This window comes from Rhodococcus sp. SORGH_AS_0301 (assembly GCF_030818285.1).
Taxonomy (GTDB): domain Bacteria; phylum Actinomycetota; class Actinomycetes; order Mycobacteriales; family Mycobacteriaceae; genus Rhodococcoides.
Window position 1 is genome coordinate 275,786 of the sequence record NZ_JAUTAC010000002.1, and the last position, 18,922, is coordinate 294,707.

At 69.2% G+C, this 18,922-nt stretch carries 10 protein-coding genes; 9 read left to right on the forward strand and 1 reads right to left on the reverse strand.

Going from position 1 to position 18,922, the window contains the following annotated elements:
- From QE397_RS02105 to QE397_RS02115, 3 genes are all read left to right on the forward strand, one after another.
- On the forward strand, positions 1 to 1,263 hold the full coding sequence (locus tag QE397_RS02105; protein WP_307097317.1) for a transcriptional regulator: 1,263 nt from the start codon (positions 1 to 3) through the stop codon (positions 1,261 to 1,263).
- Between the two features lie 104 nt (positions 1,264 to 1,367).
- On the forward strand, positions 1,368 to 2,891 hold the full coding sequence (gene adh / locus QE397_RS02110) for an aldehyde dehydrogenase (protein WP_027504630.1): 1,524 nt from the start codon (positions 1,368 to 1,370) through the stop codon (positions 2,889 to 2,891).
- A gap of 56 nt (positions 2,892 to 2,947) precedes the next feature.
- On the forward strand, positions 2,948 to 3,442 hold the full coding sequence (locus QE397_RS02115; RefSeq protein ID WP_037184728.1) for a DUF779 domain-containing protein: 495 nt from the start codon (positions 2,948 to 2,950) through the stop codon (positions 3,440 to 3,442).
- Between the two features lie 26 nt (positions 3,443 to 3,468).
- Here QE397_RS02115 and QE397_RS02120 read toward each other — a convergent pair whose 3' ends face one another.
- Positions 3,469 to 4,323 (reverse strand): type IV toxin-antitoxin system AbiEi family antitoxin domain-containing protein, encoded by an 855-nt coding sequence (locus QE397_RS02120; protein ID WP_307091366.1) that lies wholly within the window; start codon positions 4,321 to 4,323, stop codon positions 3,469 to 3,471.
- A 174-nt stretch (positions 4,324 to 4,497) separates the two neighbouring features.
- Between QE397_RS02120 and eat the strand changes: the two genes are divergently transcribed.
- The 6 genes from eat to QE397_RS02150 all read left to right on the forward strand — a co-directional run bounded on the left by eat (position 4,498) and on the right by QE397_RS02150 (position 18,892).
- A complete protein-coding gene (gene eat, locus QE397_RS02125; RefSeq protein ID WP_307091368.1) occupies positions 4,498 to 5,928 on the forward strand; it encodes an ethanolamine permease in 1,431 nt (476 codons plus the stop codon).
- The gene (locus QE397_RS02130; RefSeq protein WP_307091370.1) at positions 5,925 to 7,337 is read left to right on the forward strand and encodes an ethanolamine ammonia-lyase subunit EutB; all 1,413 of its coding nucleotides are present in this window, start codon (positions 5,925 to 5,927) and stop codon (positions 7,335 to 7,337) included. Before eat ends, QE397_RS02130 begins: the two co-directional genes overlap by 4 nt.
- Positions 7,334 to 8,059 carry an ethanolamine ammonia-lyase subunit EutC gene (gene eutC, locus QE397_RS02135; protein ID WP_307091372.1) on the forward strand — a complete coding sequence of 242 codons (726 nt, stop codon included), beginning with the start codon at positions 7,334 to 7,336 and terminating at the stop codon, positions 8,057 to 8,059. The genes QE397_RS02130 and eutC overlap by 4 nt, the downstream gene beginning before the upstream one ends.
- A gap of 26 nt (positions 8,060 to 8,085) precedes the next feature.
- A complete protein-coding gene (locus QE397_RS02140; protein ID WP_307091375.1) occupies positions 8,086 to 9,591 on the forward strand; it encodes an amidohydrolase in 1,506 nt (501 codons plus the stop codon).
- A gap of 624 nt (positions 9,592 to 10,215) precedes the next feature.
- Complete coding sequence (locus tag QE397_RS02145; protein WP_307091377.1) at positions 10,216 to 17,292, forward strand: non-ribosomal peptide synthetase; 7,077 nt, start codon at positions 10,216 to 10,218, stop codon at positions 17,290 to 17,292.
- Positions 17,282 to 18,892 (forward strand): condensation domain-containing protein, encoded by a 1,611-nt coding sequence (locus QE397_RS02150; protein ID WP_307097319.1) that lies wholly within the window; start codon positions 17,282 to 17,284, stop codon positions 18,890 to 18,892. Before QE397_RS02145 ends, QE397_RS02150 begins: the two co-directional genes overlap by 11 nt.
- Positions 18,893 to 18,922: the final 30 nt, after the last annotated feature.

Consider the following 18,922-nt stretch of genomic DNA (forward strand, 5'->3'; position numbering starts at 1 on the left):
ATGAGGCCCGGGGACGACGCCGCCACGCTCGCGCGCTCCGTCTCCCGCGCTCACGAGACCTTCGTCGGGCCGGGCCTGTCGACCGTGGGACTCGCCCGTCCCGTCGACCCCCAGTCGCCCGTGCGGTCCGTCGTTCTCGACTCCTGGCTGCGTAGCCGCGACATGGGCGTCGACCCCGATCGTGGTGCGGACGATCTCCTCGACGACGTCACGCTCGCGCAGTACCGCGCCGATCACCCGATGTCCGTCATCCGACCCGTGGTGCGCAAACTCCTCGTCGAGGACGCCGCCGACACCGGTCTTCTCGTGGCCATCACCGACGCGTCGGGCCGGCTGCTGTGGGTCGAGGGCGACACCGCGGCGAAGGATCGCGCGAACGCCATGAACTTCACCGAGGGCGCTGACTGGAGCGAGGGGCGGATGGGCACCAACGCCCCCGGCACCGCGTTGGCCATCGATCACTGCGTGCAGATCTTCGCGGCCGAGCACTTCTCGCGGCCCGTGCACGAGTGGAGTTGCAGTGCAGCCCCCGTCCACCACCCCGTCACCGGCCGCATCCTGGGGGCCATCGACATCACGGGCGGTCCGCGCGTCGCGGTTCCCGAGGTGCTCTCGTTGGTCCGCGCGACGGTGGCGGCGGCCGAGTCCGAACTGCGATTGCATCTGCTCGAGTCCCCGCGTCCCGATCTCGACACCGGAGTCCGGCTGGAGGTACTCGGAGCCGGGCGCCCGTCGTTGGTCCGCGGCGGTGAACGCGTCGCCCTGTCCGGACGGCACGCCGAGATGCTGCTGCTGTTGCGGGCGCATCCCGAGGGGCTGAGCTCCGACCATCTCGCCGTGCTGCTCGACGAGAACGAGCTGGACTCGGTCACCGTCCGAGCCGAGATGTCTCGCCTGCGCAAGGTTTTCGGGGCCGACGGTGTGGCCTCGCGGCCCTATCGACTGGTGGCGGAACTGTCGTCGGACGTCGAGGACGTGCGGGCGGCTCTCGACCGCGGGGACATCGACGCGGCGCTGCGGCTCTACTCCGGCGTGGTGCTCCCGTCGTCGTACGCCCCGGGTATCGCGGAGATCCGCGAGGAGTTGCGAGTGCGCGTCCACGCGGCGCTGCTGCGGTCCGGTGACCCGGTGCTGCTGGCGCGGTGGACGGCGTCGGTGCACGGCCGCGAGGACGCCGCCGCGTGGTCGGCCTACCTCGCCACGCTCAGCCCGTCCTCGGCGCTGTACGGGCAGGTCCAGGCTCGCCTCGCCCTGCTGGGCTGACCGAGTCGGCTCTGCAACGGTCATGCAACCGTCGTCGTTCTAGTGTCCTGCATCACAGCCCCCGATGACCGTGGGGGTGGATCACCGATGAAGGAGCATGTTCGATGACTGTCTTCGCTCGCCCGGGTACGCCCGACGCCGCCATGTCTTTCGAGGCCCGCTACGACAACTGGATCGGCAACGAGTGGGTGGCTCCGGTCAAGGGTCAGTACTTCGAGAACCCGACGCCCGTCACGGGACAGAACTTCTGCGAGATCGCGCGCTCCACCGCCGAGGACATCGACCTCGCTCTGGACGCCGCACACAAGGCCGCGCCGGCGTGGGGCAAGACCTCACCCGCCGAGCGCGCCGTCATTCTGAACAAGATCGCCGACCGCATCGCCGAGAACCTCGACTCCATCGCGCTCGCCGAGTCGTGGGACAACGGCAAGCCGATCCGCGAGACGCTCAACGCCGACATCCCGCTCGCGATCGATCACTTCCGCTACTTCGCCGGATGCATTCGTGCGCAGGAGGGTTCGCTGTCCGAGATCGACAGTGACACCGTCGCGTACCACTTCCACGAGCCGCTCGGCGTCGTCGGCCAGATCATCCCGTGGAACTTCCCGATCCTGATGGCCGTGTGGAAGCTCGCCCCCGCACTCGCCGCCGGCAACGCCGTCGTCCTCAAGCCGGCCGAGCAGACACCCGCGTCGATCATGTACCTGATCAGCGTCATCGGTGACCTGCTGCCTCCGGGCGTGCTCAACATCGTCAACGGCTTCGGCACCGAGGCAGGCAAGCCCCTCGCGTCGAGCCCGCGCATCAAGAAGATCGCCTTCACCGGTGAGACCACGACCGGGCGCCTGATCATGCAGTACGCCTCGCAGAACCTCATCCCGGTGACGCTCGAGCTCGGCGGCAAGAGCCCCAACATCTTCTTCTCCGACGTGCTGTCGCAGAACGACGACTACCAGGACAAGGCCCTCGAGGGCTTCACGATGTTCGCCCTCAACCAGGGCGAGGTCTGCACCTGCCCGTCGCGTTCGCTGATCCAGCAGGACATCTACGACGACTTCCTCGCACTCGCCGCGATCCGCACCAAGGCCGTCCGCCAGGGTGATCCGCTGGACACCGAGACGATGATCGGCGCCCAGGCCTCGAATGACCAGCTCGAGAAGATCCTGTCCTACATCGAGATCGGCAAGGGCGAGGGCGCCAAGATCGTCACCGGCGGCGAGCGCGCGCAGCTCGGCGGCGACCTCAACGGCGGCTACTACGTGCAGCCCACCATCTTCACCGGTAAGAACAACATGCGCATCTTCCAGGAGGAGATCTTCGGACCCGTCGTCTCGGTCACGTCGTTCACCGACTACGCCAACGCCATCGAGATCGCCAACGACACGCTCTACGGCCTCGGCGCCGGTGTCTGGTCGCGTGACGGCGGCGTCGCCTACCGCGCCGGCCGCGACATCCAGGCCGGTCGTGTGTGGACCAACACGTACCACCAGTACCCGGCCCACGCGGCCTTCGGTGGCTACAAGCAGTCGGGAATCGGCCGCGAGAACCACAAGATGATGCTCGACCACTACCAGCAGACCAAGAACCTGCTGGTGAGCTACGCCCCGAAGGCTCAGGGCTTCTTCTGATGCAGCCGAACCACGGGTCGGCACCGCCTCCGAGGCTCAAAGCAACCGCCGGGGCGATGGAGCTTCTCCGTCGCCTCGGCGGGCTCCACGGCGCGCTGATGATGCATCAGAGCGGCGGATGCTGCGACGGGTCGTCGCCGATGTGTTACCCCGCAGGCGAATTCATCGTCGGGGACCGCGACGTTCTGCTCGGCCTCCTCGACCTGCGCGCGGAGGTCGGCACCGTCGCGGACGACCTGCCGAGCGACGGCGACGCCGTTCCGGTGTGGATCTCGGGGTCGCAGTTCCAGGCGTGGAAGCACACCCAGATGGTGCTCGACGTGGTGCCGGGCCGGGGCAGCGGCTTCTCCCTCGAGACGCCGGAGGGGCTGCGGTTCCTCAGTCGTGGCCGGGCCTACACCCCCGAGGAGAACGCGGAACTCGAGTCGCAGGACCCCATCACCGGCGCGCAGTGGGAGGAGGGCGCTCGCCCGCCCGTCCCCACCGAGTCGATCGTGGTCGCCGAGGCCGTCGACGCCTGTCCGGTGCCAGGGATGGCGATACAGGGTTGACGTGAATCCGGTGCAGAATTCTTCGCTCAGCGAGGGATTCTGCACCGGACCTCCTCCAGCACCGCCGCGGGACGCTCGACGAGGTCCGCCCACGTGTAGCGAAGCACGGTCCAGTCCCGGCTCAGGTCGTTCTGACGGCGCCGGTCGCGTCGGAAGGCGGTCACATCCGAATGGAACGCCCATCCGTCGATCTCGATCGCCAGCCCTACTGCCGGGAAGGCGAAGTCGATGACGTACGCGCCGAAGCGGTAGTTCGCGATCCAGCCGGTGATACCGGCGGCGCGCAACAACCTGATGAACAACCGCTCGGCCTCCGACCGCGCACCACCCTCGGCGGCGCGCAGCATTCGTTCGGCTGCGGCGGCTCCACGGCGGCCGGCGTTGCGAGAGTGTGCGGCGCGCAGAGCCGACACGGTCGTGTGTCTGCCGAGTGCCCGGTCCATCACGGCGATGCCTCCAGTCGGGTCGACGGATGCCTCGAGAACGGTCAGTGCCAGAGCCGTGACTCGAACGCCTCTGCGCACGACGACGTCCGAGTAGGTGAGGTCGCGACGCCGTACCCGGGTACCGCTCAAAGCGTGGCTTCGCCCCCGGCGAGGGGTGGTGACGTCGACGATGCGGGGTGGTGTGGTGACGAGGTCGAGCCAGAACGCAGCAGTCATACCGGACGCGGTGGCACCTGCGCCCGAGCCCCACACCGCACTGCGGATACGTGCCCGGTCGGTGAACTCGCGGTCGTTCACGAAGTACACGTTGGGCGCCACCCGCAGCCACACGCCGCCTCGAACACGGCGGTCGATGCTCTGACGCGACAGACCGCACGCGAGGGCTTGCGCTCCCGTGATCACCCCGTCCTGGCTTCCGATCACCTCGTTCAGCATGCGAGATGGACGGTTCTTCGCTCCGCGAGGTTCCCGTTCGACGGAATCCGGTGCGGAAATCGTCGCTCACCGAGCATTTCTGCACCGGATCGGCAAAACAGCAGCAACGTCCCCGCAACACGGCAGTCCTAGCCTCACCTCACCACCCGCCCACACTCCGAAAGAGGCTCACCCATGGCCGTGAAGGAACCGCGCCCCGTAGCGTCCGATTCTCAGGCAGAATCGTCCGACTACCTGGCCAAGCGCACGCTCAAGACCGGTAGCGCGGGGTGGGTGCTGCTGGCAGGGTTGGGCGTCAGCTACGTCATCTCGGGTGACTATTCGGGGTGGAACTTCGGGCTCGAGCAGGGTGGGTTCGGTGGTCTGCTGATCGCGGGCATCCTGATCGCCGGCATGTACCTGGCGATGGTGCTGGGCATGGCGGAGATGTCGTCTGCGCTCCCGGCAGCGGGCGGCGGGTACACGTTCGCCCGGCGCGCGCTCGGACCGTGGGGCGGATTCGCCACCGGCACAGCCATTCTCATCGAGTATGCCATCGCCCCCGCGGCCATCGCGACCTTCATCGGCGCCTACGTCGAGTCGCTCGGCCTGTTCGGGATCACCGACGGGTGGTGGGTGTACCTCGCCGTCTACGCCATCTTCATCGGCGTGCACCTCGCCGGTGTGGGTGAAGCGCTGAAGGTCATGTTCGTCATCACCGGCATCGCCCTCGTCGGCCTCGTGATCTTCGCGGTCGCCGCGGTCTTCCAGTTCGACGCCTCCAACCTGACCGACATCGCCCCGACGGATGCCGCGGGCGCCTCGAGTTTCCTGCCGATGGGGTACCTGGGGATCTGGGCCGCGGTGCCGTTCGCGATCTGGTTCTTCCTCGCGATCGAGGGCGTGCCGCTCGCGGCCGAGGAAGCGAAGGATCCGGCGCGCAACGTGCCACGCGGCATCATCGCCGCCATGGCGGTGCTGCTGGTGACCGCCGCCGCCATGCTGATCCTCGTGACGGGCGCCGGCGGAGCCGACGCGATGCAGGCGTCGGGCAACCCGTTGGTGGAGGCGCTGGGAGACAGCGGCGCCGCGACGGTGGTCAACTACATCGGCCTCGCCGGTCTGATCGCCAGCTTCTTCTCCATCATGTACGCCTACTCCCGGCAGCTGTTCGCGCTGAGCCGCGCCGGCTACCTGCCGAAGTCGATGTCCGTCGTCAACAGCCGCAAGGCGCCGACGCTGGCACTGATCGTGCCCGGCGTCATCGGCTTCGCCCTGACGTTCACCGGCAAGGGCTCGATGTTGTTGAACATGGCCGTCTTCGGGGCAGCGCTGAGCTACGTTCTGATGATGGTGAGCCACATCGTGCTCCGTCGCCGCGAGCCCGACATGCCGCGTCCGTACCGCACCCCGGGCGGCACGGTCACGACCGGATTCGCGCTCGTCATCGCCGCCTTCGCCGTGATCGCGACGTTCCTCGTGGACAGTCAGGCGGCGCTGTGGTGCCTGGTCGTGTTCGCGCTCTTCATGGTCTACTTCGGCGTCTACAGCCGCCATCACCTGGTGGCCAATTCCCCGGACGAGGAGTTCGCGGCGCTCGCCGCTGCCGAGGACGAACTCGGGTGAGCACCTACCACCAGCAGATCTCGGGAACCACGTACACCTTCGACGGTCTCGTCGAGGTCATGGCGAAGGCCACCCCGGCGCGATCGGGCGATCAACTCGCAGGCTGCGCGGCGGAGTCGGACGCCGAACGTGCCGCCGCCGCCTGGGTTCTGGCGGATCTCCCGCTGCAGACGTTCCTCGACGAGCAGGTGGTGCCGTACGAGAGCGACGAGGTCACCCGCCTCATCATCGACAGCCATGACGCGCAGGCATTCGACGCTGTCTCGCATCTGACGGTGGGCGGTCTGCGGGACTGGTTGCTCACGGTCGCAGCGGAACCCGACAGCGCCCGGACACTGCGGGACGTCGCGCCCGGCCTCACCCCGGAGATGGTGGCCGCGACGAGCAAGATCATGCGCAACCAGGATCTGATCGCGGTGGCGCGGGCGGCGGCGGTGATCTCGGCGTTCCGCACCACCATCGGTCTGCCCGGAACGATGGCCACCCGCCTGCAGCCCAACCATCCGACGGACGACCCGCACGGCATCGCCGCGGCGACGCTGGACGGTCTCCTGATGGGCTCGGGCGACGCCGTCATCGGTATCAACCCGGCGACCGACTCACCGGCTGCGACAGCGGATCTGCTGTATCTGCTGGACGAGATCCGCCAGCGTTTCGAGATTCCGGTGCAGTCGTGCGTACTTTCCCACGTCACGACCACCGTGGACCTGATCGGCAAGGGTGTCCCGGTGGATCTCGTGTTCCAGTCCATCGCCGGAACCGAGGGTGCCAACTCCAGTTTCGGGGTGACGGTGCCGATGCTTCTGGAGGCCAACGAAGCGGGAAAGTCGTTGCACCGCGGCACTGTCGGGAACAACGTCATGTACCTGGAGACGGGCCAGGGTTCGGCGCTGTCCGCGAACTCCCACTTCGGTACCGGGGGCAAGCCGGTCGATCAGCAGACGCTCGAGACCCGCGCGTACGGGCTGGCCCGCGCTCTCGATCCGCTGTTGGTCAACACGGTGGTGGGCTTCATCGGACCCGAGTACCTATACGACGGCAAACAGATCATCCGCGCCGGCCTCGAGGATCACTTCTGCGGCAAGATCCTGGGCCTGCCGATGGGTGTCGACGTCTGCTACACCAACCATGCCGAAGCGGACCAGGACGACATGGACACGTTGTTGACGCTGCTCGGTGCCGCGGGCGCTGCCTTCGTCATCGCCGTGCCGGGTGCCGACGACATCATGCTCGGCTACCAGAGCCTGTCCTTCCACGATGCCCTCTACGTCCGGCAGGTGTTGGGCCTCAAGCCCGCTCCCGAGTTCGAGGCGTGGATGCACCGGCTGGGGATGACCGACGACGCGGGGCGGGTCCTGCCCGTCGACGCCGCGTCGTCGCCGCTGCGAGCACTGACGACGCCGGCATGAGCACATCGGACTTCTGGACCGACCTGCGTGTCACGACGCAGGCGCGCATCGGGCTCGGCCGGGCGGGGGACGCCCTGCCGACGACGCGGGTGCTCGAGTTCCGGGCCGCCCACGCCGCGGCGCGGGACGCGGTCCACATGCCGCTCGACACCGACAGCTTCGCTCGGGAGATCGCCGCCGTCGGACTCGGTGATCCGGTGGTCGTGTCCAGCAAGGCGTCCACCCGCAGCGAGTATCTGCGTCGTCCCGATCTGGGACGGCAGCCCGAGGACCTGTCCGGCGTCGACACGGTCGACGCGGACATCGGAATCGTGTTGTGCGACGGTCTGTCCCCGCGGGCACTGATGGATCACGGTGCGGGTCTGCTCGCTGCGCTGAAGGAGTCGCTGGGTACGTTCACGATCGCGTCCCCGGTGATCGCGACCCAGGCCAGGGTGGCGCTGGGTGACCACGTGGGCGCTGCGCTCGGGGTGTCCACGCTGATCGTCGTCATCGGCGAGCGTCCCGGTCTCTCGGTGGCGGACAGCCTCGGCATCTATCTGACGCACGGTCCGAAGCCGGGCCGCAACGATTCCGAGCGCAACTGCATCTCGAACATCCACCCGCCCGGCGGCATGCACTACGACCACGCGGCGCGGGTGACGGCATCGTTGGTCGCGGGTGCGCGCACGCTCGGGCGGTCCGGCGTCGATCTCAAGGACTCCTCTCGCGAACTGACCTGACCCGCGCACCGTTAGGGTCTGACATCGTGCTGCTGCAACGTGTGCGCGTCGATCCCGCGCGGGACGACCTCTCGGACGTCCGCATCGTCGACGACCTGGTGAGCGAGATCTCGGCACCCGGGGAGCGCCTGACTCCCGCCTCCGCCGAGACCGTCGTCGACGGGCGCGGGGGAGTGGTGCTGCCCGGGTTCGTCGACGGGCACCTGCACATGGCGCAGTGGGCACTCGCGCGCCGCCGACTGGACGTCGGCGCGGCCACCAGTGCACGGCACCTCGTCGACCTGCTGGTGGCGTCGGGCCTCACCGGCGACGTTCGTGCACAGGGCTTCCGGGGTGCCCTCTGGCCGGACGCACCGCACAAGGACATGCTCGAGGCCGCGCTGCCGGGTGTGTCCGTCGCGGTGACGAGCATGGATCTGCACACCGTCTGGCTCTCCCCGGCGTTGCTGCGCGAGCTCGCGGTCGATCACCCCACCGGTGTCTTCCGCGATCACGACGCCATCGCGATCGCGAGTGCCGTCGACGCGCGTGTCGGTACGGGCGTGCTCGACGAGTACGTGTGCGAGGCGACCGAGGATCTCGCCGCGCGGGGCGTGACCGAGGTCCTCGACTTCGAGTTCGACGACAACCTCACCGCGTGGACGCGGCGCTTCGCCTCCGGTCGTCCGGCGGTGCGGGTGAGCGCGTCGACGTGGCCGACGTGGCTCGACGAGACTCTGGCGGCCGGACACCGGACCGGCGACGTCGCCGCGGACACGGGCCGCATGCTCCGCATGGGGCCGCTGAAGATCATGGCCGACGGGTCGCTCAACACGCGGACGGCCTGCTGCCACGACCCCTATCCCGACGCGGGGCACGCGGCGCCGGCGACGCACGACGCCGAGGCACACGGGCTGCTGCTCGTCGACCATCCGGAGCTGGTGCGATTGATCTCGCGCGCGGCGGGCGGTGGGATCGCCGCCGCGGTGCACGCCATCGGTGACCGCGCCAACACCGTCGTGCTCGACGCCTTCGAGACCGTGCGCGCGCTCATGGACTCGGGTGCTCTCCCCGTCGTCGGTGGACGCGTCGAGCACGCGCAGCAGGTCCGCCCGGAAGACCTGGACCGGTTCGCGGCGCTGGGCGTCGTCGCCTCTGTCCAGCCTCAGCACGCGGTGACCGACCGCGACGTCGCCGACGTGCTGTGGTCCGGCCGACGATCTATCGCGTACGGCTACCACTCGCTGCACCGCCACGGCGCGCTGCTGCAGTTCGGGTCCGACGCTCCCGTCTCCCCGCCCGATCCGCGGTCGGCCGTCGCCGACGCCGTGTTCCGCACCGACGACGAGCGACCGTCCTGGCATCCGGGCGAGGCGGTGCCGATGGACGTCGCACTGCGGGCGGCATCGGGTGGGCGCGCAGGTGTCGCCGTCGGATCCGCCGCCGATCTCGTCGTGCTCGCCGAGTCCCCGTACGTCCTGTCGAACGCCGACCTGCGGTCCGTTCCGGTGATCGCCACGATCAGCGGTGGGCGCGCGACCCACGTGTCCTGAGCCTTCGCCACCGTGTCGGAGACACACGTGGTGGCGAGCAACCCGACCCGTGTCGCTACCCGGCGGTAGTGTCGATGTGTGACAACAGTCTCGCGGTGTGGGTGCATGTTCCACGCCCGGTCGACGCCGCCGGGAGCGTCGCGGGCCGCATTCGGCGCGTCGGTGGGCCACGGGCGGCGCCTGTTCGGTGGAAAGTCCGACAATCCCTCCGGAAACGGGATCGTCGACCGTTTTCGTACCATTCCTCGTGACGGGGGTGGGGACCGTGTTCCGAGGGCGTCGTCCCTGCTCACACACCCTTTTCTCGCGTTGCGCGGCGAGCGCGTTGGGTCGTACCCGACGTGGTCGACTAGCATGGAGGGCTGCTTGCCAACGAAAGGACTGTCATCGACCACGTCGATTCATCGTCACTGATCAGCGACGTAACGAGTGGCGCCCGCATTCCGGTAAGGAATGAGGTGGAAGTGGAGCACGACGCCCACGGGCGAATCGACGGGCACAGCGCCGGGTACGGATCGCGAATCGGGGGAATCGCTGTCCTGCCACCGTTCACGACGGTGGGCTCGGTCGGCCGGGGCGCGGTGCGCGAGCACGGTGTCGCGAGAGATCACGGGGAGTAGACGAGTGGATGACGGTGCACGGTTCGACGGCGGACCGGCTGACGACGACCGCCCCGACGAGACGGTGACGAGCGAGACGCAGGTGAGCTCGGCGGGAGTGCTGCCCGAGGGCGCGTTCCCGCTGTCGGGAGCACAGCGCGGCATCTGGTTCGCGCAGCAGTTGGCCGGGGACGTGCCGATCGCGATCGCGCACTACGTCGAGCTGAACGGAAGCCTCGACCTCGACCGTCTCGAGTACGCGCTGGACCGGGCGGGCCGCGAGTTCGGATCGGGCTATCTGCGTCTGGCCGAGGTGGACGGCGAGCCGTTCCAGTACGTGGACCTCAGCATGCGTGATCACATCTCCTACTTCGACCTGCGCTCCGAGTCCGACCCGGAAGCCGCGGCGATGGACTGGATGACGCGCGAGTACAGCACGCCGGTGGACATGCTCGTCGACCGCCTCGTGGTGTCCCACGTGCTGCAGTTGAGCGACGAGCGGTGGTTCTGGTACTCCCGAATCCATCACGTCGCGCTCGACGGTTTCGGCGCGATGACGATGATCCAGCGCACCGCTGCGCTGTACACGGCAGCGGTGGAGGGCAGGGAGCCCGAACCCTCCAAGGCCGTCGATCTGAACGATCTCTATGTCGACGACGCCAAGTACCGCTCGTCGGACCGCTTCGAGAAGGACGCCGCGTACTGGGCGGAGAGAGTGCGCAGCCTCCCGGATCCGCCGTCCCTCTCGGCCGTCACCGCTCCGCCGACGTCGCCCGCGCTCATCGCCGGTGGCTTCGTCTCCACCGACCTCGCCGAGCGCCTCGACCGGCGGGTCACCGAACTCGGCACCGCGTCGGCACCGTTCGTGGTCGCCGCCTTCGCCGCGTTCGTCTCCCGCATGACGGGGGCCGAGGACACGGTCCTGAGCCTGCCGGTCTCGGCGCGCACGACGGCGGCCATGCGTCGCTCGGGCGGCATGGTCTCCAACGTCGTCCCGCTGCGTCTCGCACTCCCGCCGAGCTGCACGGTCGCCGAGTCCGCGTCCCGCGCCCAGCTCGAACTCACCGGCGCCCTGCGCCGGCAGCGCTACCGCCACGAGGACATTCGTCGCGACAGCGGCGAGTCGGCGACCCAACGCGGACTGTTCGGCCCGTCGATCAACATCATGCTGTTCCACGACGAGCTGCGGCTCGGCGACCTCAACGGCTCGTACAACGTCCTGACCACGGGTCCGGTCGAGGACCTGGCGCTGAACATCTATCCCGGTGCGGACAGCCGCGAACTGCGGATCGACTTCGAGGCGAACCCGCTGCGGTACACGCAGGACCAGCTGAACGCGCATCGTGCCCGCTTCGTGCGCTTCCTCGATGCGCTGATCGATGCCGAGCCCGACGCACCGCTCGGGTCGCTCGAGGTGCTGACCGACGACGAGCGGCGGCGTTTCGTCCCCGCGCTGGGCGGCGAGAGCTTCCCGCAGGTCACTTTCGGCGACATCATCGCCCGCGCCGTCGACGCCGCTCCGGACACGGTGGCCGTCACGTGCGGGTCGGAATCGGTCACGTACGCCGAACTCGACGCGCGCTCCAACCGCCTGGCCCGGCTGCTGATCTCGCGGGGCGTCGGACCGGAGAGCGTCGTCGCGGTCGCACTCGGTCGATCGGTCGAGATGATCCACGCGACGTGGTCGATCGTGGCGTCGGGCGGCGCCTTCCTGCCCATCGACCCGGCGTATCCGCTCGAGCGCATCGTGCACATGCTCGGGGACTCGGGCGCCCGGATCGGCGTGACCACCCGACGACACGTCGCGGACCTGCCGGACACGATCGACTGGCTCGTCGTCGACGACGACGAGCTGTGCGGCGACCTCGAGGTCTGCTCGCCCGCCCGCATCACCGACGCCGAGCGATCGGCTCCGGTCCGACCGTTCACCGCTGCGTGGATGATCTACACCTCGGGATCCACCGGCTTGCCGAAGGGCGTCACCGTCGGCCACGACGGACTGTCGAACATCATCGGCGAGATGACCGTCTCGTACGGGGTGTCGACGAAGTCGGTCGTCCTCGGTGTCGCGTCGCCGAGTTTCGACGCGTCCATCTTCGAGCAGCTGATGGCGCTCTCGTCGGCGACGACGCTGGCTCTCGCTCCGTCGGGGGTGTTCGGCGGAGAGGAACTCGCGGACTACATCCGCGAGAAGAACGTCACGCACGTCGTCATCACGCCGGCCGCGTTGGGATCGTTGGACCCGGACGGTCTCGAGCAGATCGAGTCGATCATCAGCGCCGGTGAGGCACTGCCGTCCGAGGTGGCGGCACGCTGGGCTCCGCGCACCGCGCTGCGGAACGCCTACGGCCCCACCGAGACCACGATGATCGGATCGATCTCCGATCCACTGGTGCCCGGTGCTCCCGTGACCATCGGGTCGCCCATCCGAGGAACGCGACAGGTGGTGTTGGACAACAGGCTCCGGCCCGTTCCCGTGGGTGTCGTGGGTGAGCTGTATCTCGCCGGTGTGGACCTCGCCCGCGGGTACGCCAATCGCTTCGCGCTCACCGCCACGCGCTTCGTGGCCGGACCGTGGGCCGAGCCGGGCGGGCGCATGTACCGCACCGGTGACCTGGTCCGGTGGACCGAGGACGGCGACATCGTCTACGTCGGTCGCGCCGACTCGCAGGTGAAGATCCGCGGCTTCCGCATCGAACTGGGCGAGATCGACGCGGTGCTCGCCGAGCATCCCAGCGTCCGTACCGCCGTCACCGTGGCGCACCGGCAGTCGTCCGGGGCCACGGTGCTCGCGGCGTACGTCGTGCTGCGTCCGGACACGACGCTCGAGCACACCGAACTGCTACGCCATGCGGCGCAGCATCTTCCGTCGCACATGATCCCTGCCGCCGTCGTGGTCCTGGACCGCCTGCCCGTCACCGTCAACGGCAAGATCGACCACCGGCGGCTGCCCGAGCCGGTGCTCGCGACGCGCGAGTTCCGCGCCCCGACCACCGTGGTCGAGGAGATCGTGGCATCCGTCTTCACGCAACTGATGGGTGTCGACCGGGTCGGACTCGACGACGACTTCTTCGCTCTCGGCGGCAACTCGCTCATCGCGACGCGCGCCGTCTCCCGTCTGGGTGCCGCACTGGGGACACAGGTCTCGGTGCGCACGTTGTTCGAGGCACCCACCGTCGAGTCGCTCGCGTCCCGGCTGCAGCAGGGTGGCCACGGCGAGACCCGCACGCCGCTGGTGCCCCGCGAGCGGACCGGGCCGGTGCCGCTGTCGCTCGCGCAGCGCCGCATGTGGTTCCTCAATCAGTTCGACCCGTCGTCGGTCGCCTACAACATCCCGTTGGCCCTGCGCCTCGAGGGTGATCTGGACATCGCCGCGCTGCAGGTCGCGATCATGGACGTCGTCGACCGCCACGAGGCGCTGCGGACGTCCTACCCGGACACCGAGAACGGACCGGTCCAGGTCGTCCACGATCCCGAGGCCGTGGTGCCGGACCTGACACCCGTGCCGGTCGACGCGGAGGATCTGCACGGCGTGCTGATCTCCTTCGCGATGACCACCTTCCAGGTCACGGAGCACGTCCCGCTGGTCGGTCGCCTGTTCCAGATCAGCGAGACCAACCACGTGCTGGCCATCGTGGTGCATCACATCTCCGCCGACGGTGCATCCCTGACACCCCTCGCGCGCGACCTGATGGCGGCCTACAGCGCCCGCATCGCGTTCTACGCGCCAACGTGGACCCCACTGCCCGTGCAGTACGTCGACTACACGTTGTGGCAGCGGGAGGTGCTGGGGTCCGAGGACGATCCCACGTCGCTCATCGCGCAGCAGGAGCGCTACTGGGTCGAGACCCTGCGCGACGCACCGGATCTGCTGCCGCTCCCGATCGACCGGGCCCGTCCGTCCCGGTCGTCGCTCAGCGGCGGAGCGCACGCGTTCGAGATCGATGCCGAGCTCCACGCGAAGATGATCGACCTGGCCGGGCGCCACCGCACCACGCTCTTCATGGTGGTGCACTCGGCGCTGGCCGTGACGCTCGCCAAGATCAGCTCGACCGACGACATCGTCATCGGTACCCCGGTCGCGGGACGCGGCGACGCGGCGATCGACGACCTCGTCGGCATGTTCGTCAACACCTTGGCGCTGCGCACCACCGTGGGCAGTCGCCAGCCGTTCGACGCGCTGCTGGACCACGTCCGCGAACGCGACCTGCAGGCGTTCGCCAACAGTGACGTGCCGTTCGAGCGTCTCGTGGAGGTGCTGTCCCCGGCGCGGTCGGAGTCGCGTCACCCGATCTTCCAGGTGATGCTGGCGTTCGAGAACATGGGTCACTCGACGGTGGAACTCACCGGACTGCGCCTGTCCACGGTCGATCTCGACCTGCAGGTGGTCAAGTTCGATCTGCAGCTGACCATGACCGACCGCACCGACGACGCGGGCCGTCCGGCCGGTATGCCGGCCACGTTCTCGTACGCGTCGACACTGTTCGACGCCTCGACCATCGAGGCGATCACGCGCCGGTTCGTGCAGGTGCTGACCACCATCGTCGACGATCCCAGTGTGTCGGTCGCCGACATCGACGTGCTCGACGCCAGTGACCGCGTGGTCGCCGAGAGGTCTATCCAGCGCGTGTCCGAGGGCCGTCCCGTGGGCGACGACACCATCGTCTCGCGGGTGCTCGATCACGCGGCGAGCCACCCCGAGGCGAGTGCGGTGCGGTTCGGCGAGGTCTCGATCACGTACGGCGAGTTGGACTCTCGTTCGCGCGCTGCTGCAGCGAGGCTGTACGCGATGGGGGTGCGGTCCGGCGATCGGGTCGCGGTGGTGTGCGACCGGTCGGTGGATCTGGTCGCCGTGCTGTTCTCCGTCATGCGGGCCGGCGCGACCTACGTGCCGATCGACCCGGAGTATCCCGGTGACCGTGTCGACTACGTCGTCGCCGACTCCGGTGCGCGCTTCGCCGTGGTCTCCGCGCGGCTCGAGGACCAGGTGCGCCGCGACGGCCTGACCGTCGTCGTGGACACCGATGTGGTGGCGCCGGAATCGGATTCGGAGGCGGGGTCCACCGCGCTGCTGCCCATGGCACGGCCGGACGACGTCGCGTACATCATCTACACCTCCGGATCCACCGGGAACCCGAAGGGTGTCGCGATCCCGCACACCAACGTGGTGACGTTGCTGACGAACACCGAGCAGTACTTCGGCTTCGGACCCGACGACGTCTGGACGATGTTTCACTCCTACGCCTTCGACTTCTCGGTGTGGGAGTTGTGGGGCGCGCTCACCACGGGCGGCAGCGTCGTCGTGGTGGACCACTGGACCGCGCGCTCGCCGGGCGACTTCCTGGACATGCTCGCCGACCGGGGCGTGACGGTGCTCAACCAGACACCGTCGGCGTTCTACCAACTCGCCGAGGCCGAGCGCGATCGGGCGGGCACCGAGCTGTCCCTGCGCCACGTCGTCTTCGGCGGTGAGGCGCTGGATCTGTCGCAGCTGCAGCGCTGGTACGCGCGGCACGCGGACGACAGTCCCCGCCTCGTGAACATGTACGGCATCACCGAGACGACGGTGCACGTCACCTACCAGGAGCTGACGGCGGCATTCGCGGCCGCGGCCCAGGGCAGTGTGATCGGCGTTCCCGTCCCGGGGCTCGGCGGCATCGTGCTCGACGACGCCCTGCGGCCCGTGCCCGTCGGAGTTCCCGGTGAGCTCTACGTCCTGGGTGATCAGTTGGCACAGGGCTACGTCGGTCGCCCCGACCTGAACGCCACCCGGTTCGTGGCCAACCCGTACCTGGCCGGTCAGCGGATGTACCGATCCGGTGACGTCGTGCGGTGGAACCGCGACGGTGCACTGGAGTACCTCGCACGTGCGGACGCGCAGGTCCAGATCCGCGGTTTCCGCGTGGAACTGGGCGAGATCGAGACCGTGGTGGCGTCCACGCCCGGTGTCGCGGGGGCCGCGGCGTCGGTGGTGCGGCGTCCGGCCGGCGACGTGCTGGTCGCGTTCGTGGTGCCCGAATCGGGCTCCACGGTCGACGCGGCGGCAGTCACCGAACACGTCGCCTCGCTGTTGCCGGCGTACATGGTTCCCGCGCGCATCGTCGAGCTGGACCGTCTGCCGCTGACCGTGAACGGCAAGCTCGACCGCAAGGCGCTGCCCGAGGTCACCGAGGACTCCGATCGCACGTACCGCGCACCCGAGACGCGGGTGGAGAAGGCGATCGCGGGGGTCTTCGAGGACATCCTCGACGTCACGCCCGTCGGCCTGGACGACGACTTCTTCGGGCTCGGCGGCAACTCGCTCGTCGCGACGCAGGTCGCGTCCCGCATCGGTACCGAACTGGGCGTGCACGTTCCGGTCCGCGCGGTGTTCGACGCGACCACCGTCGCCCGACTCGCGGCGGTCGTCGCCGAGCTCGGCGCGTCCGATCGACCCGCGCTCGTCGCCGGTCCCCGTCCCGACGTGATCCCGCTGGCACTCGCGCAGCAGCGCATGTGGCTGAGCAACCGGCTCGACCCGTCGTCGCCGATGTACAACCTGCCGTTGGGCATCCGACTCGAGGGCCGTCTCGATCTCGACGCCCTGCGCCGGGCCGTGCACGACCTCGTGACGCGGCACGAGATCCTCCGCACCGTCTATCCCCACACGGACGGCGTACCGCGGCAGGAGATCCTCACGGTCGACGAGGCGGGCGTCGAGCTCGCGGTCGAGGACGTTCCGTCCGCGCGCTGGATCGACGAGTTCGTCGCTCTCGCGACGAGCGGCTTCGACGTCACCACGGCGGTCCCGCTGCGGCTCGCGGTCTTCCGTGACCCTGAGGTCTCCACCGAGGCCGTGCTCGCGATCGTCGTGCACCACATCGCCGCGGACGGCGTGAGCCGCGTGGCGCTGACCCGCGACCTCGTCACCGCCTACCTCGCACGCACCGAGGGCGTCGACCCCGCGTGGGCTCCGCTCCCCGTCCAGTACGCGGACTACGCGGTGTGGCAGCGCGACGTCATCGGCTCGCCCCGCGACGCCGAGTCGGGTCGCGTCCGCCCAGATCGCCTACTGGAAGCAGGCTCTCGACGGCCTGCCCCCGGAGCTGGACCTGCCGCGTGACCGGGAGCGGCCGGCGTCGCCCACCCGCGAGGGTGCGTCCGTCCACTTCGCCGTGGACGGGTTCGCGGCGGACCGGGTGGAGGCACTGGCGCGCGACCACAACGCGACGCGATTCATGGTGGTGCACGCGGCACTCGCCGTCGTCCTCTCCCGCCTGTCCGGATCGACGGACATCGCGATCGGCACCGCTCTCGCGGGCCGCGGAGATCCGGCGCTCGACAACCTGGTCGGCATGCTCGTCAACACGGTGGCCCTGCGTCTGCGGGTCGACGAGGATCTGAGCTTCGCCGAACTGGTGGCCGCAGCCCGTCGCGTGGACGTCGACGCGTTCGCGCACTCGGAGGTGCCGTTCGAGACCGTCGTCGACGCCGTCGCGCCGCAGCGCACGGGATCGGTGCCGCCGCTCTTCCAGACCGCACTGGCGTTCCGCAACATCACGCCGGCGCGGGTGGAGCTGCCCGAGATCACCGTGTCCGAACTGGAGAATCCGTTCGAGCCCGCCAACTTCGATCTGTTGCTCACGGTCGACGACGACGGCTCGCGGAAGCCGGGCGGCGACATGACGATGATGTTCACGTACTCGACCGAGCTGTTCGACGAGGAGACGGTGGAGACCTTCGGCCGGCATCTGGCGTCGGTGCTGCGGGCCGGGGTCACCGAACCCACGCGCGTCGTCGCCGATCTGCCGCTCGCCGAGGTGGTCACCGCGGCGCCCGTGGTGGAGCCCACGACTCCCGCGGCGTACTCGGGACCGTCGGTGGTCACGTCGTTCGCGTCGGCCGTGGAATCCGATCCGGACGCCCCCGCCGTCGTGATCGGCGAGAACGAGGTCAGCTACGCCGACCTCGACGCTCGTTCCAACCGCCTGGCGCGCTGGCTCGCGGGGGCAGGAGTCGGTGCCGGGTCGACGGTCGCGGTCCGGTCCGGCGACTCCGGCCTCGACACGGACACCCTGGCCCTGTGGTGGGGGATCCTCAAGGCAGGCGCGGCGTTGGACATCGGCCGAGTCGCACCCGACGTGATCGTGCTGTCCGGCGCATCCCGCAACGGGAGTCGGGCGCCGCTGATCCTGTCGGTGGACGACGCCGCCGACGACGTGGCGCAGTTCTCCGCGCGCCCCGTCACGTACGCGGATCGGGCACGCCCGCAGAACGGAGCCGATCCGGCGCTGGTCCTGCCGACCGGGACGGGCTCGGTCGGCGTGCTCACGTTCGACGAGCTCTCCGGCATCGTGTCCGCCGAACTCGATCGACTCGCCGTGGACTACGAGTCCCGGTTGTTCGCGACGGCGGCGGTCTCGACCGTGTCGCAGGCGCTGCGGGCGCTGGTCGCCGGTGTCGCGGGCGCCGCTGTGCTGGTGCAGGACGGTGCGGCGGAGTCGCTGACGGACGTGCTGCTCGATCAGTGGGTGACGCACCTGTTCGCCACCCCGTCGGACCTGTCGGCGGTGGACGCCGGGGAGTTCGAGGATCTCGCCGTGGTGGTCACCGACGCGGGCCGGGGCGACAGCGAGTCGTGCGACGGCTTCGCCGACGGCACCGAGATCGACGTCGTGCCGTTGACCTCGACGGGTATCGGACTCGCCATGCGGAGCTCATGACGGGATCCGTCCACACCACGGTGACAGGCG